The 23,335-nt window shown below is 52.2% G+C and carries 28 protein-coding genes; all 28 read right to left on the reverse strand.

The features are described from left to right. Positions 1-23: 23 nt before the first annotated feature. Complete coding sequence (gene rpmD / locus NNL35_RS29845; protein WP_006676507.1) at positions 24-209, reverse strand: 50S ribosomal protein L30; 186 nt, start codon at positions 207-209, stop codon at positions 24-26. 13 nt (positions 210-222) lie between these two features. Then, positions 223-720, reverse strand: a complete 498-nt coding sequence (gene rpsE, locus NNL35_RS29850; protein WP_006284361.1) for a 30S ribosomal protein S5 — start codon at positions 718-720, stop codon at positions 223-225. A gap of 26 nt (positions 721-746) precedes the next feature. Beyond that, positions 747-1,115, reverse strand: a complete 369-nt coding sequence (gene rplR / locus NNL35_RS29855) for a 50S ribosomal protein L18 (protein WP_006676506.1) — start codon at positions 1,113-1,115, stop codon at positions 747-749. Positions 1,116-1,179: 64 nt separating this feature from the next. Further along, on the reverse strand, positions 1,180-1,722 hold the full coding sequence (gene rplF / locus NNL35_RS29860) for a 50S ribosomal protein L6 (protein WP_006676505.1): 543 nt from the start codon (positions 1,720-1,722) through the stop codon (positions 1,180-1,182). A gap of 33 nt (positions 1,723-1,755) precedes the next feature. Continuing rightward, positions 1,756-2,154 (reverse strand): 30S ribosomal protein S8, encoded by a 399-nt coding sequence (gene rpsH, locus NNL35_RS29865; RefSeq protein ID WP_006676504.1) that lies wholly within the window; start codon positions 2,152-2,154, stop codon positions 1,756-1,758. A gap of 32 nt (positions 2,155-2,186) precedes the next feature. Beyond that, the gene (locus tag NNL35_RS29870; protein WP_006676503.1) at positions 2,187-2,372 is read right to left on the reverse strand and encodes a type Z 30S ribosomal protein S14; all 186 of its coding nucleotides are present in this window, start codon (positions 2,370-2,372) and stop codon (positions 2,187-2,189) included. 86 nt (positions 2,373-2,458) lie between these two features. Further along, entirely contained in the window at positions 2,459-3,001 is a 543-nt protein-coding gene (gene rplE / locus NNL35_RS29875) for a 50S ribosomal protein L5 (protein WP_006676502.1), read from the reverse strand. 26 nt (positions 3,002-3,027) lie between these two features. Next, the gene (gene rplX, locus NNL35_RS29880) at positions 3,028-3,378 is read right to left on the reverse strand and encodes a 50S ribosomal protein L24 (RefSeq protein WP_006676501.1); all 351 of its coding nucleotides are present in this window, start codon (positions 3,376-3,378) and stop codon (positions 3,028-3,030) included. Between the two features lie 39 nt (positions 3,379-3,417). Continuing rightward, entirely contained in the window at positions 3,418-3,786 is a 369-nt protein-coding gene (gene rplN / locus NNL35_RS29885) for a 50S ribosomal protein L14 (RefSeq protein WP_006676500.1), read from the reverse strand. A 35-nt stretch (positions 3,787-3,821) separates the two neighbouring features. Beyond that, entirely contained in the window at positions 3,822-4,088 is a 267-nt protein-coding gene (rpsQ, locus tag NNL35_RS29890) for a 30S ribosomal protein S17 (protein WP_006676499.1), read from the reverse strand. A 61-nt stretch (positions 4,089-4,149) separates the two neighbouring features. Further along, the gene (gene rpmC / locus NNL35_RS29895; RefSeq protein ID WP_006676498.1) at positions 4,150-4,350 is read right to left on the reverse strand and encodes a 50S ribosomal protein L29; all 201 of its coding nucleotides are present in this window, start codon (positions 4,348-4,350) and stop codon (positions 4,150-4,152) included. Then, positions 4,350-4,775 carry a 50S ribosomal protein L16 gene (gene rplP / locus NNL35_RS29900; protein ID WP_006676497.1) on the reverse strand — a complete coding sequence of 142 codons (426 nt, stop codon included), beginning with the start codon at positions 4,773-4,775 and terminating at the stop codon, positions 4,350-4,352. Before rplP ends, rpmC begins: the two co-directional genes overlap by 1 nt. A 2-nt stretch (positions 4,776-4,777) precedes the next feature. Then, positions 4,778-5,443 (reverse strand): 30S ribosomal protein S3, encoded by a 666-nt coding sequence (gene rpsC / locus NNL35_RS29905; RefSeq protein ID WP_006676496.1) that lies wholly within the window; start codon positions 5,441-5,443, stop codon positions 4,778-4,780. Between the two features lie 13 nt (positions 5,444-5,456). Further along, entirely contained in the window at positions 5,457-5,789 is a 333-nt protein-coding gene (rplV, locus tag NNL35_RS29910; RefSeq protein ID WP_006676495.1) for a 50S ribosomal protein L22, read from the reverse strand. A gap of 35 nt (positions 5,790-5,824) precedes the next feature. Next, entirely contained in the window at positions 5,825-6,103 is a 279-nt protein-coding gene (gene rpsS, locus NNL35_RS29915; protein WP_006284347.1) for a 30S ribosomal protein S19, read from the reverse strand. 71 nt (positions 6,104-6,174) lie between these two features. Continuing rightward, positions 6,175-7,005, reverse strand: coding sequence for a 50S ribosomal protein L2 (rplB, locus tag NNL35_RS29920; RefSeq protein WP_006676494.1), 831 nt, complete (start codon positions 7,003-7,005; stop codon positions 6,175-6,177). A gap of 32 nt (positions 7,006-7,037) precedes the next feature. After that, complete coding sequence (gene rplW / locus NNL35_RS29925; protein WP_006676493.1) at positions 7,038-7,328, reverse strand: 50S ribosomal protein L23; 291 nt, start codon at positions 7,326-7,328, stop codon at positions 7,038-7,040. Beyond that, the gene (rplD, locus tag NNL35_RS29930; RefSeq protein WP_006676492.1) at positions 7,328-7,951 is read right to left on the reverse strand and encodes a 50S ribosomal protein L4; all 624 of its coding nucleotides are present in this window, start codon (positions 7,949-7,951) and stop codon (positions 7,328-7,330) included. Before rplD ends, rplW begins: the two co-directional genes overlap by 1 nt. A gap of 25 nt (positions 7,952-7,976) precedes the next feature. Beyond that, positions 7,977-8,600, reverse strand: coding sequence for a 50S ribosomal protein L3 (gene rplC, locus NNL35_RS29935; RefSeq protein ID WP_006676491.1), 624 nt, complete (start codon positions 8,598-8,600; stop codon positions 7,977-7,979). A gap of 48 nt (positions 8,601-8,648) precedes the next feature. After that, positions 8,649-8,957 (reverse strand): 30S ribosomal protein S10, encoded by a 309-nt coding sequence (gene rpsJ, locus NNL35_RS29940; protein ID WP_006676490.1) that lies wholly within the window; start codon positions 8,955-8,957, stop codon positions 8,649-8,651. A 314-nt stretch (positions 8,958-9,271) separates the two neighbouring features. Continuing rightward, positions 9,272-10,621 (reverse strand): globin-coupled sensor protein, encoded by a 1,350-nt coding sequence (locus NNL35_RS29945; RefSeq protein ID WP_100226307.1) that lies wholly within the window; start codon positions 10,619-10,621, stop codon positions 9,272-9,274. A 244-nt stretch (positions 10,622-10,865) separates the two neighbouring features. Next, entirely contained in the window at positions 10,866-12,059 is a 1,194-nt protein-coding gene (tuf, locus tag NNL35_RS29950; RefSeq protein ID WP_006676488.1) for an elongation factor Tu, read from the reverse strand. Positions 12,060-12,155: 96 nt separating this feature from the next. After that, positions 12,156-14,231 carry an elongation factor G gene (gene fusA / locus NNL35_RS29955; RefSeq protein WP_006676487.1) on the reverse strand — a complete coding sequence of 692 codons (2,076 nt, stop codon included), beginning with the start codon at positions 14,229-14,231 and terminating at the stop codon, positions 12,156-12,158. Between the two features lie 62 nt (positions 14,232-14,293). After that, positions 14,294-14,764, reverse strand: coding sequence for a 30S ribosomal protein S7 (gene rpsG, locus NNL35_RS29960; protein WP_006676486.1), 471 nt, complete (start codon positions 14,762-14,764; stop codon positions 14,294-14,296). A 122-nt stretch (positions 14,765-14,886) separates the two neighbouring features. Further along, positions 14,887-15,309, reverse strand: coding sequence for a 30S ribosomal protein S12 (rpsL, locus tag NNL35_RS29965; RefSeq protein WP_006676485.1), 423 nt, complete (start codon positions 15,307-15,309; stop codon positions 14,887-14,889). A gap of 141 nt (positions 15,310-15,450) precedes the next feature. Beyond that, entirely contained in the window at positions 15,451-15,705 is a 255-nt protein-coding gene (locus NNL35_RS29970; RefSeq protein ID WP_006676484.1) for a ribosomal L7Ae/L30e/S12e/Gadd45 family protein, read from the reverse strand. Positions 15,706-15,886: 181 nt separating this feature from the next. Then, the gene (rpoC, locus tag NNL35_RS29975) at positions 15,887-19,510 is read right to left on the reverse strand and encodes a DNA-directed RNA polymerase subunit beta' (protein ID WP_006676483.1); all 3,624 of its coding nucleotides are present in this window, start codon (positions 19,508-19,510) and stop codon (positions 15,887-15,889) included. 165 nt (positions 19,511-19,675) lie between these two features. Continuing rightward, positions 19,676-23,218 (reverse strand): DNA-directed RNA polymerase subunit beta, encoded by a 3,543-nt coding sequence (gene rpoB / locus NNL35_RS29980; RefSeq protein WP_006676482.1) that lies wholly within the window; start codon positions 23,216-23,218, stop codon positions 19,676-19,678. Between the last annotated feature and the right edge of the window lie 117 nt (positions 23,219-23,335).

Raw genomic sequence — 23,335 nt, forward strand, 5'->3', positions numbered from 1 at the left:
TATGAAGCATGCATGAAGGAAGCTTACGCTTCGACTTCTTTGACGTCAACCAAGTGCTTCACTTGGTTCACCATTCCGCGGATCGCTGCGTTGTCGTCATGAACAACCGTCTGATTGATTTTGCGTAGACCCAATGTGTTCACCGTTGTACGATGCGTTTCTGGGCGGCCGATCAGACTGCGAACGAGGGTAATTTGCAACTTCGCCATTGTCGTCCCCTCCTTATCCTAACAGTTCCTCAACGGATTTGCCGCGCAGTTTCGCTACTTGCTCTGCCGTCTTCAGACGGGACAGACCTTCGAGCGTCGCGTTGACCATGTTGATGGAGTTCGAGGAACCAAGCGATTTCGTCAAGATATCGCCTACTCCCGCCAATTCCAACACGGCACGTACTGGACCACCAGCGATAACCCCCGTACCTTCGGATGCTGGCTTCAAGAGAACTCTGCCTGCGCCGAAATGTCCGATGACTTGGTGAGGAATCGTCGTGTTCACGAACGGAACATGGATGAGATTCTTTTTCGCGTCTTCGATGCCTTTGCGGATTGCGTCAGGTACTTCGGATGCTTTACCGATGCCTGCACCAACCCAGCCTTTGCCATCGCCGACGACTACGAGTGCGCTAAAGCTAAAGCGGCGTCCGCCTTTAACGACTTTAGCAACACGGTTAATTTGCACAACTTTTTCAGAAAGTTCTAACGTGTTAGGATCAACTCGCAAGTCGTTTACCTCCTTCGATTGAATTCTTAGAATTCAAGGCCGGCTTCGCGTGCTGCTTCAGCCAATGCTTGAATTCGGCCATGATACAAGTAACCGCCGCGGTCGAATACGACATTGTCGTACCCTTGCGCCTTGGCGCGTTTTGCGATCAATTCGCCTACTTTGCTTGCAGCTTCTACACTGCCGCCGTTCTTGATCTCTTCGCGAAGCTCTTTATCCATCGTCGATGCAGCTGCGATTGTTACGCCTTTTACATCATCGATAACCTGAGCGTAGATGTGCTTGGAGGAACGGAATACGTTCAAACGCGGACGTGCTGTCGTACCTTCGATTTTCTTGCGAACACGAAGATGTCTTTTCAAACGCGCTTTATTTTTATTCGCCTTAGTAATCATCTGATTGATTCACTCCCTTCGGAATAACCGTTAAGCTGCTAAGACAAGCGAGCTAGGCAAGAGTTTATTTCTTCTTGCCTGCTTTACCTTCTTTGCGGAGAATGCGCTCGCCTTCGTACTTGATCCCTTTGCCTTTGTAAGGTTCTGGTTCACGTACGGAGCGGATTTTTGCCGCATATTCACCAACGCGCTCTTTGTCGATGCCTTTGACGATAATTTTCGTCTGAGCAGGCAATTCGAACTCGATGCCCTCTTCTGGTGTAATCTCAACCGGATGGGAGTATCCGACGTTCAACACGAGTTTGTTGCCGGTCTTGTTCGCACGATAACCAACACCAACGAGCTCCAATGTTTTGGAGAAACCTTCCGTTACTCCGTTAACCATGTTGCTGATGATGCTGCGAGTCGTGCCGTGCAAAGAACGGTGAAGTTTATTGTCAGAAGGACGCTCAACATGAATCACGTTCTCTTCAACGGACACTTTCATGTCCTTATGAATTTCACGGGATAAGCTTCCTTTTGGTCCTTTGATAGTAATCACGCTATTGTCCAGAGTGACAGTGACGCCGCCTGGAACTGTAATTGGCTTACGACCAATACGAGACATATGTTGTTGCACCTCCAATCTTATGCGAATGGTTTACCAAACGTAGCAGACAACCTCGCCGCCAGTTTTTGCTTGGCGAGCTTCTTTGTCAGTCATAACGCCCTTGGACGTCGAGATGATAGCAATCCCGAGGCCACCCAGAACGCGTGGCACCTCAGTGGACTTCGTGTACACGCGCAGTCCTGGCTTACTGATGCGCTTCAAGCCTGTGATGACACGCTCGTTGTCGGCACCATATTTCAGGAAAATGCGGATAAGCCCTTGTTTGTTGTCTTCGATATATTCTGCATCGCGGATAAATCCTTCGCGCTTCAAGATTTCAGCAATTTGCTTCTTCATCGTCGAAGCAGGCATCTCCACGGTCTCATGACGTACTGTGTTAGCATTGCGAATGCGTGTAAGCATATCAGCAATCGGATCGGACATAACCATTAGTGTAAACCTCCTTCCCGCAACAGGGTTGATTACCAGCTAGCTTTTTTAACGCCAGGAATCTGGCCTTTGTATGCCAATTCGCGGAAACAAATTCTGCAAATTTTAAACTTACGTAATACAGAGTGTGGACGGCCGCAGCGTTCACAGCGTGTGTATGCCCGTACTTGAAACTTCGGTTTGCGTTGTTGCTTGATTTTCATCGAAGTTTTTGCCACGTGAGTTGACACCTCCTAAATCGTGTCCAAGATATCGATTCATGGAATCGTTCCGTTCGTATTACCTTGTTCGCCTTCGACGCGAATTACTTCGCGAAAGGCATGCCGAGTTGCGTCAACAATTCGCGGGACTCTTCGTCCGTTTTCGCCGTCGTTACGACAACGATGTCCATACCGCGCACTTTGTCTACTTGATCGTACTCGATCTCAGGGAAGATGATTTGCTCCTTCAGACCAAGCGTGTAGTTGCCGCGGCCGTCAAATGCTTTGTTCGAGATACCGTGGAAGTCACGGACACGAGGAAGCGTGACGTTGAACAATTTGTCCAGGAAGTGATACATGCGCTCACCGCGCAAAGTCACTTTCACACCAATCGGCATTCCTTCACGAAGCTTAAAGCCTGCGATAGACTTCTTCGCACGTGTAATTACTGGTTTTTGACCCGCGATCAATTGCAGTTCAGCAACAGCCGAATCCAAAACTTTGGAGTTTTGAACAGCCTCACCCATACCCATGTTGATGACGACTTTCTCCACTTTTGGTACCTGCATAACGGATGTATAGTTGAACTTCTGCATCAGCGCAGGAGTAACTTCGTTCAAGTAACGTTCTTTCAGACGAGCTGCCATAAGGCACTGACCTCCTTTCTTAGCGATTAGTCGATGATTGCGCCAGAGCGCTTAGCGACGCGCACTTTTTTGCCGTTCTCCACTTTGTAACCGATGCGCGTTACTTTACCGGACTTCGGATCCACGTGCATGACGTTGGATGCGTGGATAGGCGCTTCTTGCTCGATGATACCGCCTTGCGGATTCGCAGCGTTCGGCTTCTGGTGCTTCTTCACCATGTTGACTCCTTCAACGAGAACACGGTTCTCGCGCGGATACGCAGCAATAACGCGGCCTTTTTTACCTTTGTCCTTACCCGTGATGACGATGACTGTATCGTCCTTCTTCACGTGCAGCTTATTGTTATGCGACTCGAGAATTTTCTTCAGTCGTGGCATGTGTCACACCTCCTGCATCTTGCCTGGCCGGCAAGTTGATTAGATCACTTCCGGAGCCAGGGAAACGATTTTCATGAAGTCTTTCTCGCGAAGTTCACGAGCAACCGGTCCGAAAATACGAGTTCCGCGTGGGCCCTTGTCTTCTTTTACGATAACTGCCGCGTTTTCGTCAAACGAGATGTAAGAACCATCTTTCCGACGAACGGAGCGCTTCGTACGAACGATTACAGCTCTTACAACGTCGCCCTTTTTGACAACGCCGCCTGGTGTTGCTTGTTTTACAGAACATACGATCAAATCACCAATGTGGGCCGCTTTGCGTCCGGTTCCGCCCAACACGCGAATACACATCAATTCTTTCGCACCAGAGTTATCTGCGACCTTCAAACGTGTGAATGGTTGAATCATTCGATTGTCCTCCTTTCGTTGAAGCTATTCGCTGCTTAAACGATGACTGCTTTTTCTACGATTTCAACGAGTCTCCAGCGCTTGTCTTTCGACAACGGGCGAGTCTCCATGATTTTCACAGTATCGCCGATTTTTGCTTCGTTGTTCTCATCATGCGCTTTGAACTTCTTCGTATAACGGATGCGCTTGTGATACAGGTCATGCTTCTTGTATGTTTCGACCGCGACGACGACGGTTTTGTCCATTTTATCGCTGACGACTTTGCCGACTTGCACTTTACGAGCGTTACGTTGTTCACTCATGAGTGTTGGGCCTCCTTCCTGCATACAGGATCTCTATATTCCGATTCGACATCAAGGTCGATTAACTAGTAATCCCAAGTTCTCTTTCACGAAGAACCGTATGTGCGCGAGCAATCGCTTTGCGTACATCACGGATACGAGTCGGGTTGTCAAGCTGTCCGGTAGCCAATTGGAAACGGAGGTTGAAAAGTTCTTCCTTGAATCCGGCAATCTTTTGTTCAATTTCAGCAGTGGTCAAGTTGCGGAATTCACTAGCTTTCATTATGCTTCACCACCCATTTCTTCACGTTTCACGAACTTCGTCTTGACTGGCAGCTTGTGAGCGGCAAGACGCATTGCTTCGCGAGCTACTTCCTCGGAGACACCAGAAAGTTCGAACATGATCTTGCCTGGTTTAACCACAGCTACCCATTTCTCAACGTTACCTTTACCGCTACCCATCCGAACCTCAAGCGGCTTCGCCGTGATTGGTTTGTCAGGGAAAATTTTAATCCATACTTTACCGCCACGCTTGATGTAACGAGTCATCGCGATACGGGCAGCCTCGATTTGACGGTTCGTGATCCACGTCGGTTCCAATGCTTGGAGACCGAAATCGCCAAAGTTAAGCGTTGTGCCGCCTTTCGCTTGACCTTTCAAGCGTCCTTTGAATTGCTTGCGGTGTTTTACACGTTTAGGTACCAACATGATTAGTTGCCTCCTTCCTGAGCAGCCTTTTTCTTAGCCGTAGGAAGTACCTCTCCACGATAGATCCATACTTTTACGCCCAGACGGCCGTAAGTAGTATGTGCTTCCGCTGTGCCGTAGTCAATGTCAGCGCGAAGCGTATGAAGTGGCACAGTCCCTTCGCTGTAACCTTCCGAACGAGCGATTTCAGCACCGCCCAGACGACCGCTAACTGCAGTTTTGATTCCTTTTGCACCAGCACGCATCGAGCGTTGAAGCGCTTGTTTCAGAGCGCGACGGAACGATACGCGGCGCTCCAGTTGTTGTGCAATGCTCTCAGCGACGAGGATTGCATCCAAATCTGGAGTTTTGATTTCCGAAATGTTGATGTGCACTTTTTTGCCGCCAGCGATAGTTGTTACTTCGCGACGAAGGGCTTCAACTTCGGAACCGCCTTTACCGATGACCATGCCCGGCTTAGCTGTGTGAATCGTCACGTTCACGCGGTTAGCCGCGCGTTCGATTTCGATGCGGGATACGGCTGCATCCTTCAATTTGTTTTTCAAATACTCACGAATCTTTACGTCTTCGATAAGCAAGGTACCGAAGTCTTTTTCCGCGTACCACTTGGATTCCCAATCACGGATGATACCAACTCGAAGTCCGACTGGATTTACCTTTTGACCCACTCGTTATCCCTCCTTATTTTTCAGATACCACGATGGAAATGTGGCTGGTTCTCTTATTGATACGGCTTGCACGTCCCATAGCGCGCGGACGGAATCGTTTCAAAGTAGGACCTTGGTTCACGTACACTTGCTCAACTACGAGCTTGTTCACGTCCATTTGATAGTTATGTTCTGCATTGGCAATCGCCGAGTTGAGCAGCTTCTCCACTACCGGAGATGCCGATTTAGGCGTGTGGCGCAGAATCGCAATCGCTTCGCCCACTTGCTTGCCGCGGATCAAGTCAATCACCAGCTTGACCTTGCGCGGAGAAATGCGAACATTATTCGCATGTGCCTTCGCTTGCATGGAAGTACCTCCCCTCAAATGCTATATAGTCAAAATTAGCGTCTTGTTTTTTTGTCGTCGTTCGTGTGGCCTTTGTACGTGCGTGTCGGCGCAAATTCGCCGAGCTTGTGTCCGACCATATCTTCCGTCACGTACACTGGCACGTGCTTGCGTCCATCATATACACCGAACGTATGACCGATGAATTGAGGGAAAATCGTGGAGCGGCGCGACCAAGTCTTAACAACAGCCTTCTTGTTGGACTCGTTCATTTGCTCGACTTTCTTCATCAAATGACCATCGACGAATGGTCCTTTTTTCAAACTGCGACCCATGTGTGAATCCTCCCTTCACAAAACCTTATGCTTGCGTGCGTTACGCCGCAGAGTATGCAGTCGGGTAAATATTATTTCGTGCGATGACGTACGATATATTTATCGGAATGCTTACCTTTTTTACGCGTTTTGTAACCGAGCGTCGGTTTGCCCCATGGAGACATAGGCGTTTTGCGGCCGATAGGAGCTTTACCTTCACCACCACCGTGAGGGTGATCAACCGGGTTCATGACGACACCGCGAACGGTAGGACGCTTGCCCAACCAGCGGCTGCGGCCGGCTTTACCGATTTTGATAAGCTCATGGTCGCCGTTGCCGACGGAACCGATTGTCGCGCGGCACACTTTGAGGACCTTGCGAACTTCGCCAGAGGACAGGCGAACCGTTACATATTTATCTTCTTTACCGAGCAATTGAGCTTCCGTTCCCGCTGCGCGAACCAGCTGGCCGCCCTTGCCTGGCTTCAACTCGATGTTGTGGATAACTGTACCTACTGGAATGTTCTCAAGCGGCATTGCATTGCCTGTCTTGATGTCCGCTCCAGGACCCGATACGATCACGTCGTTCACTTTCAGACCTTTTGGCGCGAGGATGTAACGCTTCTCACCATCTGCATAATGAATCAACGCGATGTTGGACGTACGGTTCGGATCGTATTCAATCGTAGCAACGCGGCCTGGAATGCCATCCTTGTTGCGTTTGAAGTCGATGATCCGGTATTTACGCTTATGTCCGCCGCCACGGTGACGAACCGTAATTTTTCCTTGGCTGTTACGTCCTGCTTTTTTGCTCAAAGGAGCAAGCAGGGACTTCTCTGGCACATTTGTTGTGATCTCTTCGAACGTAGATACGCTCATACCACGACGAGCCGGAGATGTCGGTTTGTACTTTTTGATAGGCACTGGTTTTCCCTCCTTACTTTACGAGTGTGTCATTATACCGTTTCGAAGAATTCAAGAGGCTTGCTGTCTTTCGCCAGCGTGACAAATGCTTTCTTCCATTCGGTTGTATATCCGGAGTAGCGGCCATAGCGCTTCGGCTTGGCTGGCACGCGAAGCGTGTTCACGTTCGCTACCTTAACTTTGAAAATCGACTCAACGGCTTGCTTGATTTCCGTCTTATTCGCACGGATATCGACTTCAAATACATATTTCAGGTCGTTCATCATGTCGGCTGTGCGTTCAGTGATGATAGGACGCTTAATGATATCGCGAGGGTCTTTCATTACGCGAACACCTCCTCTACCTTCTGAACCGCATCCTTCGTAATGATGAGCTTCTCATGGCGAAGCACGTCATATACGTTCACACCGTCAGCTGCAACGAGCTTCACAGAAGGAATGTTGCGAGCGGAGAGTGCCACGTTGTCATTGTACTCAGGGACAACGACCAACGCTTTGCGGTCCACTTTCAGATTGTTCAAGATTGCAGCGAATTCCTTCGTCTTCGGCGCATTCATCGTCAATTGATCCAATACGATGATTTGCTCTGCCAGAACTTTGGAAGACAGTGCGGATTTGATTGCCAGACGGCGTACTTTCTTAGGAAGCTTATACGCATAGCTGCGTGGTGTCGGACCGAATACCGTACCGCCGCCTTTCCATTGTGGCGAACGAATGGATCCTTGACGCGCGCGTCCAGTTCCTTTTTGTTTCCAAGGTTTGCGGCCACCACCGCTAACTTCAGAACGGGTTTTCACTTTGTGCGTACCTTGACGCATCGATGCAAGCTGCATAACAACCGCATCATGAAGCACGTGCTTGTTCGGTTCGATACCGAATACCGTGTCAGCCAGTTCGATCTCGCCGACTTGCGCACCGCTGATGTTGTATACTGCTACTTTTGGCATTCTGAGCTCCTCCTTTCCTTACGGATTACTTTTTGATAGCTTGCTTAACGTTAACGAAGCTGTTTCTCGGACCCGGAATGGAACCTTTAACGAGGATGACATTGCGTTCTGCATCCACTTTCACAACTTCGAGGTTTTGAATCGTTACGGTTTCGCTTCCCATGTGGCCTGGCAGGCGTTTGCCTTTAGGCACGCGGTTCGCTTGGATGGAACCCATGGAACCAGGACCGCGGTGATAACGGGAGCCGTGAGACATTGGTCCGCGGCTTTGTCCCCAGCGCTTGATTACGCCTGCGAATCCTTTACCTTTGGAGATACCTGTAACGTCAACGAATTCACCTTCTGCAAAGATGTCGGCCTTCAGCTCCTGGCCAACTTCGAATTGAGAAAGATCCACACCACGAAGTTCTTTTACGTAGCGCTTAGGCGTTGTGTTAGCTTTCTTCGCGTGGCCGACTTCCGGCTTCGTCGATCTTTTTGCTTTTTTATCAGCATAGCCGATTTGGATAGCTTCATAACCGTCGTTCTCAACGTCTTTCTTTTGAAGAACGACGCAAGGACCTGCTTCGATAACAGTTACCGGCACTACGTTACCTTCTGGGGTAAACACTTGAGTCATGCCGAGCTTTTTACCTAAGATACCTTTCATGTTGACACCTCTTTTCGTTCCTTAATCCGAATCAATGTAATGCAAAGCTTACAGCTTAATTTCGATATCTACACCGGACGGCAAGTCCAGACGCATCAGCGCATCCACCGTTTGCGGCGTTGGATTCACGATGTCGATCAGGCGCTTATGCGTGCGCATTTCGAACTGCTCGCGGGAATCCTTGTACTTGTGCACCGCACGAAGAATCGTGATAACTTGCTTCTCCGTTGGCAACGGGATTGGCCCGGATACTCCTGCACCGGAACGTTTTGCCGTCTCAACGATTTTCTCAGCGGATTGATCAAGAATTCTGTGATCGTATGCTTTCAAGCGGATACGAATTTTTTGCTTTGCCATTTTAGTCCCTCCTTTTATCGCCCAATTTTGCATCGGACATACTCCGTGAAAATTTTCCGACCGCACCGCCATGGCAAAGGGGCCGGGTGTGTCGGTAACCTCTCACTTCATCGCAACGTCGACGAACAACATTCACTATTATAAATAAATGTCCCGGCTTTTGCAAGCTTTTTTCATAACTGTTTTCGTAACAGTCCTTACCATGCCGGAACAGCGTCCGCATCGGGTATTTTCAGACGTCCGGTACGCCAATTTGCTCGTTCAATATATTGATTCTCTCTATATAATAGGAGGACCTATGACGATAGATTTGATTACAAATGAAGCGCGGTCTCATTCAGCCTCTCTGCCGAAGCGGCCACCTCGTTCGTAGCTTGTACGATGTTATCCGTCATCGCCTGCAGCGATTGCATTTGCGCCATGAAGCGTTCCAACTCCTGCACGCTCTGAACGGCCTGCCGCACAATGTCGCCGAAGGCCTCCTTCGTTCCATCCGCCTGCTCATGCACGGCCGCAACGTTGTCCTTCACCAGCCGGATCCGGTGAACAACCGCGTTCGTTGCCAGCGTGGAGTTGCCCATAAGCTCTTCGATGTCGGCCACCGTATCCTTCGTATGAGCGGCCAGCTTGCTTACTTCCTTCGCCACGATCGCAAATCCGGCGCCCTGCTCTCCCGCCCTTGCGGCCTCGATGGATGCATTCAGCGCCAGCAGCCCTGTCTGGTCGGCTATCTCCTTCACGGCGCCTACAATCGAGCGGATCCGGAGCGCTGTATTCTTCAATTCCGTGATCTGAGACTGCATCTCCTGCGCATTAAGATCGATATCCCGGATCCCGTCCGAAAATTGAACCATTCGTTCCATTCCCCTGTGCGCCTTGTCCTGCGTCTTGGTGGCGGATTGTGTGGTCAGAGCGATCTTGTCCTTCATTTCCAGTCCTTTCCGCGTGAACTGCAATATCGTCTCATTCGTGTCCGTTGTCAAGCGGGCCAGCTCCCCGCTTAACTGCGAGACGCTTCCTTTCAGCTCCTCCTTCACCTCCTGGTAGCTCTGCTCCCGTTCCATCCGGCTCCGCTCTTCATATGCTTGCACGACGAGCTGCAGCTCCAGGCTCAGAATGCGATTAACGGCCAGGATGGCTTCGATTCTCCTCGCCTCCTCGCCGATATGAATGTAGAGAATAGCCGTCAATTCGTTCTGAAGGGTTTGGAACGCCCCGATATACCATTTTGTCTCCAATCCGATCTGCCGGTGCATCTCGGCGATTTTGATTCTCTTCATTATATAGGCGTGATCGATAAGCCCGTTGAACATCTCGCTTACATGCCGTTCCAGCGTCGACTGCAATCGTTCCAGGGTGCTGTGGGCCATGATCATATCCCGAAGTTCGTTAATATCGGTAATTTGGGAGTAAAAAGTGCGGGTGACATCCTTCATATAAGGAAGAATATGAGGCTGAATGCGTCGGAGCAGTGTCAAATCGGCTTCGGTCAGGCCGCTCAACCTGATTTGACCGTACAGCGGATGGCCCGAAGGCAGGCGAATCTCTCCATGGACCGGTTGTCCGTCATCCTGCATATTCCACCTGTCGCGCTGCGGTGCGGCAGCCTGCCCGGCCGCGGCCGAACGTCTTGAATGTAAATGAGTTCTGAGTCTTCTCCACATCTTTGGTGCTTCTCATCCTTTCCCTTTCTCTTCGATACGCGCATGGCCTCTGCAGAATGCTCGATTTTTCCAATAATATTGTACATTGCCGATCTATACAGAGTATATAATCGATGTCATTCGCAGACATGCCGCACATCGTCAATTCCGTGAACAGCCCGGGAAAGGACGGCCGATCGTATGAAAAAGCCCCTCATTCCGAAGAATGAAGGGCCGGGGACCGCCGGCTCGCGCCGGCAGTTCATTATTTAATGATGGATGCAACCGCACCTGCACCTACTGTACGGCCACCTTCGCGGATAGCGAAGCGAGTACCTTCTTCGATCGCGATAGGAGCGATCAGATTTACAGTAACGGTGATGTTGTCGCCAGGCATAACCATTTCCGTGCCTTCTGGCAGGTCAATGATACCTGTTACGTCCGTTGTACGGAAGTAGAATTGTGGACGGTAGCCAGTGAAGAAAGGCTTATGACGGCCACCTTCTTCTTTGGTCAATACGTACACTTGAGCAGTGAACTCAGTGTGCGGCTTAACGGAGCCTGGCTTAGCCAATACTTGACCGCGCTCGATTTCTTTACGGTCAACACCACGGAGCAATGCGCCGATGTTGTCGCCCGCTTGAGCGGAATCCAGAAGCTTACGGAACATTTCAACGCCCGTAACAACGGATTTTTTCGTTTCTTCTTGGATACCAACGATTTCGATCTCGTCGCCAACTTTAACCGTACCACGCTCAACACGGCCAGTAGCAACCGTACCGCGGCCTGTGATGGAGAATACGTCCTCGACAGGCATCAGGAAAGGCTTGTCAGTGTCGCGCTCTGGAGTTGGGATGTAAGTGTCGATTTGATCGAACAGCTCGGTGATTTTGTCAGCCCAAGGGCCGTCTGGGTTTTGCAACGCTTCACGCGCAGAACCGCGAACGATTGGAGTGTCGTCGCCTGGGAATTCGTATTCGCTCAGAAGGTCGCGAATTTCCATTTCTACCAGTTCGAGCAACTCTTCGTCTTCAACCATGTCGCATTTGTTCATGAATACGACGATGTAAGGTACGCCTACTTGGCGGGAGAGCAAGATGTGCTCACGAGTTTGCGGCATTGGGCCGTCAGCTGCGGATACGACGAGAATTGCGCCGTCCATTTGAGCAGCACCCGTGATCATGTTCTTAACGTAGTCGGCGTGACCTGGGCAGTCTACGTGTGCGTAGTGACGAGTAGCGGACTCATACTCAACGTGGGACGTCGAGATTGTGATACCGCGCTCGCGCTCTTCTGGAGCTTTGTCGATTTGGTCGTAGGCGATTGCGCTGCCACCGCCATACTTTTTCGTCAATACTGTCGTGATTGCAGCTGTCAAAGTCGTTTTACCATGGTCAACGTGACCGATCGTACCGATGTTAACGTGCGGTTTCGTACGTTCAAACTTAGCCTTTGCCATTTGAACCAGTTCCTCCTTAATAAGTGGAATAAGTATGTTGCGGCGGGCACATGACTTGTCATGTGCGCCAGCCGTTGCAAACATCAGGTCGGCGAATTACACGCCTTTGCTCTTCGAAATGATCTCTTCCGAGATATTCCGCGGAACTTCTTCATAGTGAGAAATTTCCATCGAGAATACACCGCGGCCTTGCGTACCGGAACGAAGCGTTGTGGAATATCCGAACATCTCTGCGAGAGGCACCTTGGCACGGATAATCTGTGCGCCTGCACGGGAATCCATACCTTCGATGCGACCGCGACGGGAGTTCAGCATACCCATTACGTCGCCCATGTACTCTTCTGGCACGGTAACTTCGACCTTCATGATTGGCTCGAGAAGAACAGGATTACACTTCTCCTTCGCTGCTTTAAGCGCCATGGAACCGGCAATCTTAAACGCCATCTCACTGGAGTCGACATCGTGGTAAGAACCGTCCACGATCGTTGCTTTGATGTCTACGAGCGGATAACCGGCCAAGACACCGTTCTGCATCGCTTCTTCGATTCCCGCTTGTACCGGCGCAATGTATTCGCGCGGTACAACCCCACCGACGATCTTGTTCTCGAATGCAAATCCTGCGCCTGGCTCTTGTGGTGCGAACTCGATCCATACGTGACCGTATTGACCGCGACCACCAGACTGACGCACGAACTTACCTTCAACCCGTGCAGGTGTACGGAATGTTTCACGATAAGCAACTTGCGGATTACCGATATTCGTTTCCACTTTGAACTCGCGGCGCATACGGTCGATGATGACGTCAAGGTGAAGCTCACCCATACCGCCCAGGATCGTTTGACCTGTCTCTTCGTCCGTGTGAGCGCGGAGCGTTGGATCCTCTTCCGTCAGCTTCGCCAAGGCGACGCCAAGTTTGTCTTGGTCCGCTTTGGTCTTCGGCTCAACGGCGATATGGATAACCGGCTCAGGGAAGTTCATGGATTCCAGAATAATCGGATGTTTCTCGTCGCACAGCGTGTCGCCTGTGCCCGTATCTTTCAAGCCAACGGCAGCCGCGATGTCGCCGGAGTAGACGATATCAATTTCTTCACGGCTGTTCGCGTGCATTTGCAGGATACGGCCGATGCGCTCGCGCTTGCCCTTCGTTGCATTCAATACGTAAGAACCGGAGTTCAATACGCCAGAGTATACGCGGAAGAATGTCAGCTTACCAACGTAAGGGTCTGTCATAATCTTGAACGCAAGTGCCGAGAACGGCTCTTCGTCCGAAGAATGACGAACCGATTCCGTTCCGTCTTCGAGATGGCCTTGAATATCAGGCACATCCAATGGAGACGGGAGGTAGTCGACAACAGCGTCGATCATCATCTGAACGCCTTTGTTGCGGTAGGAAGAACCGCAGACAACCGGGAAGATTTGAACATTGCATACCCCTTTGCGGAGAGCGGCTTTCAGTTCAGGAACTGTAATCTCTTCGCCTTCAAGGTATTTCATTGTCAAGTCTTCGTCGAGCTCTGCAATCTTCTCAATCAATTCCAGACGGAGTTCTTCCGCTTTGTCTTTCAACTCAGCCGGAATTTCCGTCTCTTCGATTTCTTTTCCGAGATCGTCTTTGAAGATGTACGCTTTTTCCGTCATCAAATCGACGATACCTACGAAATCATTCTCTGCGCCGATAGGCAACTGAAGCGCCACGGCATTCGCTTGCAAACGGTCTTTCATGGACTCGATGACATTAAGGAAGTCAGCGCCAATGATGTCCATTTTGTTGACGTAAGCAATACGAGGTACGCCGTAACGGTCGGCTTGACGCCATACCGTCTCGGATTGTGGCTCAACGCCTTCTTTTGCAGAGAAAACGCCTACGGCTCCGTCCAATACGCGAAGGGAACGCTCAACCTCTACCGTAAAGTCAACGTGGCCCGGAGTGTCGATAATGTTAACGCGGTGACCTTTCCATTGTGCGGTCGTTGCCGCCGATGTAATCGTAATACCGCGCTCTTGTTCTTGCGCCATCCAGTCCATTGTCGCGGAACCTTCATGGGTTTCACCAATCTTATGAGTACGACCGGTGTAGAACAGAATACGCTCCGTTGTCGTTGTTTTACCGGCATCGATGTGAGCCATAATCCCGATATTACGCGTATTTGCCAAGGAGAACTGTCTTGCCATGGAGTGATCTCCCTTCAAATTGGGTTAGGTAACTCAATAATCGAGACCTGCTCAGCTGAATCCTACCAGCGGTAGTGAGCATACGCTTTGTTTGCTTCAGCCATTTTATGCGTATCTTCGCGCTTCTTAACAGCAGCGCCTGTATTGTTGGAAGCATCGATGATCTCTGCTGCCAGACGTTCTTGCATGGTCTTCTCTCCGCGGTTGCGAGAGTAGTTGACCAACCAGCGCAATCCCAACGAAGTGCGGCGCTCCGGCTTCACTTCGATAGGCACTTGATAGTTCGAACCGCCGACACGGCGAGCCTTAACTTCAAGGACCGGCATGATATTCTTCAATGCTGCTTCAAACACTTCCATAGGATCTTTCCCCGTGCGTTCTTGAATGACCGCGAAAGAATCATATAGAATAGTTTGAGCAACACCACGTTTACCGTCGATCATGATGCGGTTAATCAGGCGAGTAACCAGCTTGCTGTTATACACCGGATCCGGCAGCACGTCGCGCTTAGGAACTGGACCTTTGCGTGGCATGTGAATCCCCCTTTCCAAATAACTTCACAAGCAGAAGCGAGTCCGTCTTCCTCTCCCGAGGAAAGCGTCTCTCTCTGTAACGGAACAAGATAGATGTACTACCCTATTCCCGGTGATCGCGATTAGGATTTCTTCGCTTTCGGACGCTTCGTACCGTACTTGGAACGAGCTTGCATGCGGTTGTTCACCCCAGCAGTATCCAATGCACCGCGAACGATGTGGTAACGAACCCCTGGAAGGTCCTTAACCCGGCCCCCGCGCACGAGTACAACGCTGTGCTCCTGCAGGTTGTGGCCGATACCTCCGATGTAAGCAGTAACCTCAACACGGTTCGTCAAGCGAACACGGGCATACTTACGAAGTGCAGAGTTCGGTTTCTTCGGTGTCATCGTACCTACACGAGTGCAGACACCGCGTTTTTGAGGCGCGCTCAAATCCGTTTCTTCACGCTTCAGAGCGTTGTATCCTCTTTGCAAAGCTGGGGACTTGGATTTTGTTACTTTGTCTTTGCGGCCTTTACGTACCAATTGGTTAATTGTTGGCATGTTGGCACCCCCTTCCTATAAGTTTCAACACCTTTTACAATTCATTCACTTAAGCCCACAGATCCAGGTGGTTCATAAATGAACAAATGAAATGTTTTTGCCATAGGACTTCCCCTTCGACAAAAACAATAGGTTTGCTTCTCAATTCGCGTTAACGACAGCCACTGCAGCTGCGCCGACCTCGATGCCGCACGCCTTGCCGAGATCGCGCATCGTCGCCACATACGTCAGCTTGATGCCCTGCTTCTCGCACAGCGTGATAATCTTCGAAGTCACCCGCGCATCGGCGTCTTCCGCCACATACACCTCGGCGGCCAAGCCTTGCTCTACGATCTTCAGTGTCTGCTTGGTCCCAATCTTAATCTTCTCATCCTGTAACCCTTTATCATAAGACATGAATCATGTTCCTCCAAAAGTACAGGTCATTGCCTTGGGCACACTACGATATAGTAGCACTTTAGATTTCATGTGTCAAGAAATTATTTTGAGTTGAAAGAGAGCCCTAAAACGGCACCGTGAAGCATGCCGCCAGGCCGCCCCTCAAGCGGGCGGCCGGCGGCATGTTCGCACGATTCTATTATTCGGCGACGCCGACACCGGCGGTGTCAAGCGCTTCTTCCGTCTCTTCTTCCATCAGCGGGTTGATCAGCTTCACGCTGCGGTAGCGGTTCATGCCGGTACCAGCCGGGATCAGCTTCCCGATGATGACATTCTCCTTCAGGCCGAGCAGCTGGTCGACCTTGCCCTTGATGGCAGCGTCGGTCAGGACACGTGTCGTCTCCTGGAACGATGCGGCTGACAGGAAGGAATCGGTCTCCAGCGACGCCTTCGTAATACCGAGCAGCACCGGCTTGGCGACAGCCGGCTCTTTGCCGGACAGGATCGCTTCCTTGTTCGCTGCTTCGTATTCATGAAGGTCGACGTACGAGCCAGGCAGAAGTGTCGTGTCTCCCGCGTCGACGATGCGGATCTTCCGCAGCATCTGCTTAATCATGACCTCAACGTGCTTGTCGTTGATTTCTACCCCTTGGTTCCGGTATACGCGCTGAACTTCCTGAAGAATGTAGTTCTGCACGCCGCGGATACCTTTGATGCGCAGCATCTCTTTCGGGTCGATGGAGCCGTCCGTAATCTCGTCCCCGGCTTCGATGGCCATGCCTTCGGTGACACGGATACGGGAGCCGTACGTAACGGAATATACTTTGGTCTCCGCTTCGCCTTGAACCTCTACCTCGCGGCGGTCCTTCGCTTCGCGGATCTCCTTGACGACGCCGTCGATCTCGGAAATGATCGCTTGCCCCTTCGGATTGCGCGCTTCGAACAACTCCTGGATACGCGGCAAACCTTGGGTAATATCGTCTCCTGCGACGCCCCCGGTATGGAACGTACGCATCGTGAGCTGGGTTCCCGGCTCACCGATCGATTGCGCGGCGATAATGCCTACCGCTTCCCCGATCTCAACGTGCTTGCCTGTCGCCAAGTTGCGGCCGTAGCAGATTTTGCAGACGCCGTGACGGGCGCGGCAGCTGAGCACAGAGCGAATCATGAGCTTCTTCACGCCGGCATTGACGATGGCTTCGGCCTTGTCGGTATCGATAAGCTCGTTCCGGTTCACCAGTACTTCGCCCGTCTCCGGATGACGCACCGTCTCGAACGAATAACGTCCCTCGATACGGTCATACAAGCCTTCGATAACTTCCTTGCCGTCAGAAATATTGCTGACGAGGAAGCCTTTGTCCGTGCCGCAATCGTCCTCGCGCACGATCACGTCCTGCGCGACGTCGACGAGACGGCGGGTCAAGTAACCCGAGTCCGCCGTACGAAGCGCGGTATCGGCGAGACCTTTCCGCGCGCCGTGCGTCGAGATGAAGTACTCCAAGACGGTAAGGCCTTCGCGGAAGTTGGATTTGATTGGCAATTCAATAATCCGTCCGGACGGGTTCGCCATGAGACCGCGCATCCCGCCGAGCTGGGTAATCTGCGATTTGTTACCCCGCGCCTTGGAATCGACCATGAGCATGATGGAGTTATAGCGGTCCATCGATTTCATGAGGATCTCCGTGATGCGGTCCTTCGTATCCGACCAGATCTCGATAACACGGTCATACCGCTCGTCGTTCGTAATCAGACCGCGACGGTATTGATTCGTAATCACCTTGACCTTCTCTTCGGACTCCTTGAGGATCTCCACCTTCTCCTGCGGCACGATAACGTCCGCGACCGCGATCGTAATGCCTGCACGGGTGGAGTACGTGAATCCAATCTGCTTGATACGGTCCAGGATGACCGAAGTAAGCGTCGTATGGAATATATCGAAGCAGCGGGCAATAATTTGACCGAGATAGTCTTTGCCTACCGCACCCGATTGCGGAATGCTCTGGAGAATCTCCTGAATATTCGCGCCCTTTTCATGAATAAAGTAGAGATCCGGCGTTCCCTCGAACAAGTTGCGCTTAGTAGGCTCGTTGATATAAGGGAATTCCGGCGGGAATATTTCATTGAAAATGATACGTCCCACTGTCGTCACGAGCAGCGCTTCCTGCTGCTTATCCGTGAACGAGGTCTTGTTCAGCGCCTTGGCCGGAATGACGACGCGCGCATGCAAGGAGGCCGTTCCGCGCTGGTAGGCGGATACCGCTTCATTGACAGAGGCGAAGATCATGCCGGAGCCTTTGGCTTCCTTGTTGTCCATCGTCAGGTAGAACGATCCGAGAACCATATCCTGGGATGGTGTAACGACCGGTTTGCCGTCTTTCGGGTTCAAGATGTTGCCGGACGCCAGCATGAGCAGGCGGGCTTCCGCTTGCGCTTCCGCGGACAACGGCACGTGAACCGCCATCTGGTCGCCGTCGAAGTCGGCGTTGTACGCCGTACAGACGAGCGGGTGAAGACGGATCGCGCGGCCTTCGACAAGGATTGGCTCGAACGCCTGGATACCGAGACGGTGAAGCGTCGGAGCGCGGTTCAACAGAACCGGATGCTCGCGGATCACTTCTTCAAGGACGTCCCATACTTCCGGACTGACGCGCTCGACTTTGCGCTTCGCGCTCTTGATGTTATGCGCCAAGCCTTTGTTCACGAGCTCTTTCATGACGAAAGGCTTGAACAGCTCCAAGGCCATTTCCTTCGGCAGACCGCATTGATACATCTTCAAATACGGGCCGACGACGATAACAGAACGTCCGGAATAGTCAACGCGCTTCCCGAGCAGGTTCTGACGGAAGCGGCCTTGCTTTCCTTTGAGCATATGGCTGAGCGACTTGAGCGGACGGTTCCCCGGTCCGGTAACCGGACGGCCGCGGCGCCCGTTGTCGATCAGAGCATCGACGGCTTCCTGCAGCATCCGCTTCTCGTTCTGCACGATGATGTCCGGCGCGCCCAGATCGAGCAGCCGCTTGAGGCGGTTGTTCCGGTTGATGACGCGGCGGTACAGATCGTTCAAGTCGGAGGTCGCGAAGCGTCCGCCGTCCAATTGAACCATCGGACGAAGCTCCGGCGGAATGACCGGCAGCACGTCGAGGATCATCCATTCCGGCGCATTGCCCGAATTGCGGAATGCCTCGATGACTTCCAGACGCTTAATCGCGCGGTTGCGGCGTTGGCCTTGGGCCGTGCGCAGCTCTTCCTTCAGCATCGCCAGCTCTTTTTCCACGTCCAGATCCTGCAGCAGCTTCTTGACAGCTTCCGCGCCCATGCCGGCCTGGAATGCATGGCCGTACTTCTCGCGGTAGCTGCGGTATTCCTTCTCCGACAACAGCTGCTTCTTCTCCAGCGGCGTATCGCCCGGATCCGTCACAACATAGGAGGCGAAGTAAATAATCTCTTCCAGCGAACGGGGCGACATGTCGAGGGCCAAGCCCATACGGCTCGGAATGCCCTTGAAATACCAAATATGCGAGACGGGAGCAGCCAATTCGATATGGCCCATCCGTTCGCGGCGCACTTTCTGGCGCGTAACTTCAACGCCGCATCGATCACAGACGACGCCTTTGTAGCGCACCCGCTTATATTTGCCGCAGTGACATTCCCAGTCTTTCGTCGGTCCGAAGATCTTTTCGCAGAACAGGCCTTCTTTTTCCGGCTTGAGCGTGCGGTAGTTGATCGTCTCCGGCTTCTTGACTTCGCCACGGGACCAAGAGCGAATCTTGTCGGGAGAGGCGAGCCCAATCTTCATATATTCAAAATTGTTGACGTCCATCAAGGAGCGACCCTCCTTAATTTGTACTAGAGTTCGCCGCTGTTGCACTTCACACAGGAGCGGCAGTCTGTGTTCCAATCTATAGGGGCTGACGGTGGCCAGCAGCCGCTGTATTCAGCCCGGCTTCCGGCCACCGTCGATACCAACGTGTCCTGATGCAGTTGCGGCTTATTCCGCCACGTATTCGTCATCCATGCCAAGGTTCAGCTTGTCTTGCGGAATATCATCGTCATCGTCGAATTCACGCATTTCGATTTCTTCCTCGTTCTCCGTCAAAATCTTGACATCCATACCTAAGCTTTGCAGCTCTTTGATCAAGACCTTGAAGGACTCTGGAACACCTGGCTCCGGCACATTCTCGCCCTTGACAATCGATTCATATGTCTTCACCCGGCCGACAACGTCGTCGGATTTGACGGTAAGGATCTCTTGCAGCGTATAGGCGGCGCCGTAAGCTTCAAGCGCCCACACCTCCATCTCCCCGAAGCGCTGGCCGCCGAACTGGGCTTTACCGCCGAGCGGCTGCTGCGTAACGAGCGAGTATGGACCTGTGGAACGGGCGTGAATCTTGTCGTCAACCATGTGCGCGAGCTTAATCATGTACATGACGCCGACCGTAACTTCACGCTCGAACGGCTCGCCTGTGCGGCCATCGTACAGGATGGTCTTGCCGTTGCGCTGCATGCCGGCTTCTTCCATCGTGTCGAATACGTCGTACTCGGTCGCGCCGTCGAAGACCGGCGTAGCCATATGCATGCCGAGGTAACGGGCGGCCATGCCCAAGTGAACCTCGAGCACCTGGCCGATGTTCATCCGGGAAGGAACGCCGAGCGGGTTCAATACGACTTGAACCGGCGTGCCATCCGGCAGGAACGGCATATCCTCTTCCGGCAGAATGCGGGCGATGACCCCTTTGTTACCGTGGCGTCCCGCCATTTTATCCCCTTCGGATATTTTCCGCTTTTGGGCAATATAAGCACGTACCAGTTGGTTGACGCCTGGAGGCAGCTCATCGCCGTTCTCCCGCGTGAACACCTTGACGTCGACGACAATCCCGTCGGTTCCGTGCGGAACGCGCAGGGACGTGTCGCGCACCTCGCGCGCTTTTTCGCCGAAGATCGCGTGCAGGAGACGCTCTTCCGCCGTCAGCTCGGTAACCCCTTTTGGCGTTACTTTGCCGACGAGGATGTCGCCAGCCTTAATCTCGGCGCCGACACGGATAATGCCGCGCTCGTCAAGATTCTTCAGCGCTTCTTCCCCGACGTTCGGGATATCGCGCGTAATCTCTTCCGGCCCCAGCTTCGTGTCGCGGGCTTCCGACTCGTACTCCTCGATATGGATTGAGGTGTAGACGTCTTCTTTGACCAATTTCTCGGACAGCAGAATCGCATCCTCGTAGTTGTACCCTTCCCAAGTCATGAAGGCAACGACGACGTTGCGGCCCAGCGCCAGTTCGCCCACTTCCGTGGACGGACCGTCCGCCAAAATATCGCCCTTCTTGACGATATCGCCTTTCTTCGCCAGCGGACGCTGGTTAATGCAGGTTCCTTGGTTGGAACGCATGAACTTCTGCAATTTATATTTGACGAGGTCACCCTTGACCTCTTTGCCGTCAATCATTTCAATGCGGCGGACTTGAACCTCGTTCGCCGTAACGCGCTCCACGATGCCGTCCACTTTGGATACGATGCAGACGCCAGAGTCCTTCGCGGACTTGTGCTCCATTCCGGTTCCGACGAACGGCGCTTCCGGCACCAGCAGAGGCACCGCTTGCCGCTGCATGTTGGAACCCATGAGCGCACGGTTGGAGTCGTCGTTCTCCAGGAACGGAATGAGCGCGGTCGCAACCGACACGACCTGCTTCGGCGAGACGTCCATATAGTCAACGCGCTCGCTCGGCATCGTCAAAATATTGTCGGACTGCTTGTTGTAGCGGACAATAACCATATCGTCCTGGAACGAGCCGTCTTCATTCAACAGCGCGTTCGCCTGGGCGATGACGTAGTTGTCTTCCTCATCCGCCGTCATATAATCAATCTGTTCCGTGACCTTGCCGTTCTTCGGGTCGACCCAACGATACGGAGCTTCGATGAAGCCGTACTCGTTGACGCGAGCGAAGGTGGACAAGGAGTTGATCAGACCGATGTTCGGACCTTCCGGCGTCTCGATCGGACACATCCGCCCATAGTGCGAGTGGTGAACGTCGCGGACTTCGAAGCCGGCGCGTTCCCGCGTCAGACCGCCCGGACCGAGCGCGGACAGACGGCGCTTGTGCGTCAATTCCGCCAGCGGGTTCGTCTGGTCCATGAACTGGGACAGCTGCGAGCTGCCGAAGAACTCCTTGATCGAGGCGATGACCGGACGGATGTTAATCAGCGCTTGCGGCGTAATGACGCTCGCATCCTGAATGGACATCCGTTCACGCACGACGCGTTCCATCCGGGACAGACCGATGCGGAACTGGTTCTGCAGCAATTCGCCGACCGAACGGAGACGGCGGTTGCCCAGATGGTCGATATCATCCGTGCTGCCGATGCCGTGCAGCAGGTTGATAAAATAGTTGATCGAGGAGATGATATCGGCCGGCGTAATGTTCTTCACCGATTTGTCGATGTTGCCGTTGGAAATGACCTTGATGACTTTGCCTTCCTCATGCGGCGAGAATACGTCGACGACCTGCATCGGAATATCATCCGACTCCATTACTCCGCCTGCGACGTGATACGTCTTGAATCCGACTCCGCTCTCCAGGCGCGGCATAATCTCATCCAGCAGACGGCGATCGATCATCTGTCCGGCTTCGGCCACGATCTCGCCCGTCTCCACATCGATAAGCGTCTCGGCGAGGCGCTGGTTGAAGAGCCGGTTCTTGATATGAAGCTTTTTATTAATCTTGTAACGGCCCACGTTGGCCAGATCATAACGTTTAGGATCGAAGAAACGTGCGATGAGCAAGCTTCTCGCATTATCCAATGTCGGCGGTTCACCTGGACGCAGGCGCTCATAGATTTCAATCAGCGCTTTTTCCGTAGAATCGGTATTGTCTTTATCCAGGGTGTTCCGGATATATTCGTCCTGGCCAAGCAGCTCCAGAATCTGCTCATCCGTACCGAAGCCCAAGGCGCGAAGAAGGACGGTGACCGGAATCTTGCGCGTACGGTCAATCCGGACATAAATGATATCCTTGGCGTCCGTCTCCAGCTCAAGCCATGCTCCACGGTTCGGGATGACGGTTGCCGTATATGTCTTCTTCCCGTTCTTGTCGACTTTCGTACTGAAATAGACACTTGGGGAGCGAACCAACTGGCTGACAATAACACGTTCCGCACCATTGATGATGAACGTGCCTGTCTCCGTCATGAGCGGGAAATCACCCATAAACACTTCTTGCTCTTTGACTTCTCCGGTCTCTTTATTGAGGAGACGCACTTTGACCCGGAGCGGTGCTGCATACGTTACATCGCGTTCCTTCGATTCATCGACCGAATACTTAGGCTCGCCCAAGCTGTAATCGATAAACTCCAGAACCAAGTTACCCGTGAAATCCTGAATCGGCGAAATGTCTTGGAACATCTCACGCAATCCTTCGTCCAAAAACCATTCGTACGATTTCTGTTGGATTTCAATCAAGTTCGGGACTTCGAGTACCTCTTTGATGCGCGCGTAGCTGCGCCGAGTGCGTCGACCATACTGAACAAGATGTCCTGCCAACTTTAACTCACCCCTCATGTCTACTCACAAAAATTGGATTGCGAATCCTTTTCGGTATCCTTTATAATAAAGTCCACGAAAGAGACTCTGAAAACGAGAAAATGGGTTTATCAAACA

This window comes from Paenibacillus dendritiformis, from assembly GCF_945605565.1.
GTDB classification, from domain to species: domain Bacteria; phylum Bacillota; class Bacilli; order Paenibacillales; family Paenibacillaceae; genus Paenibacillus_B; species Paenibacillus_B dendritiformis_A.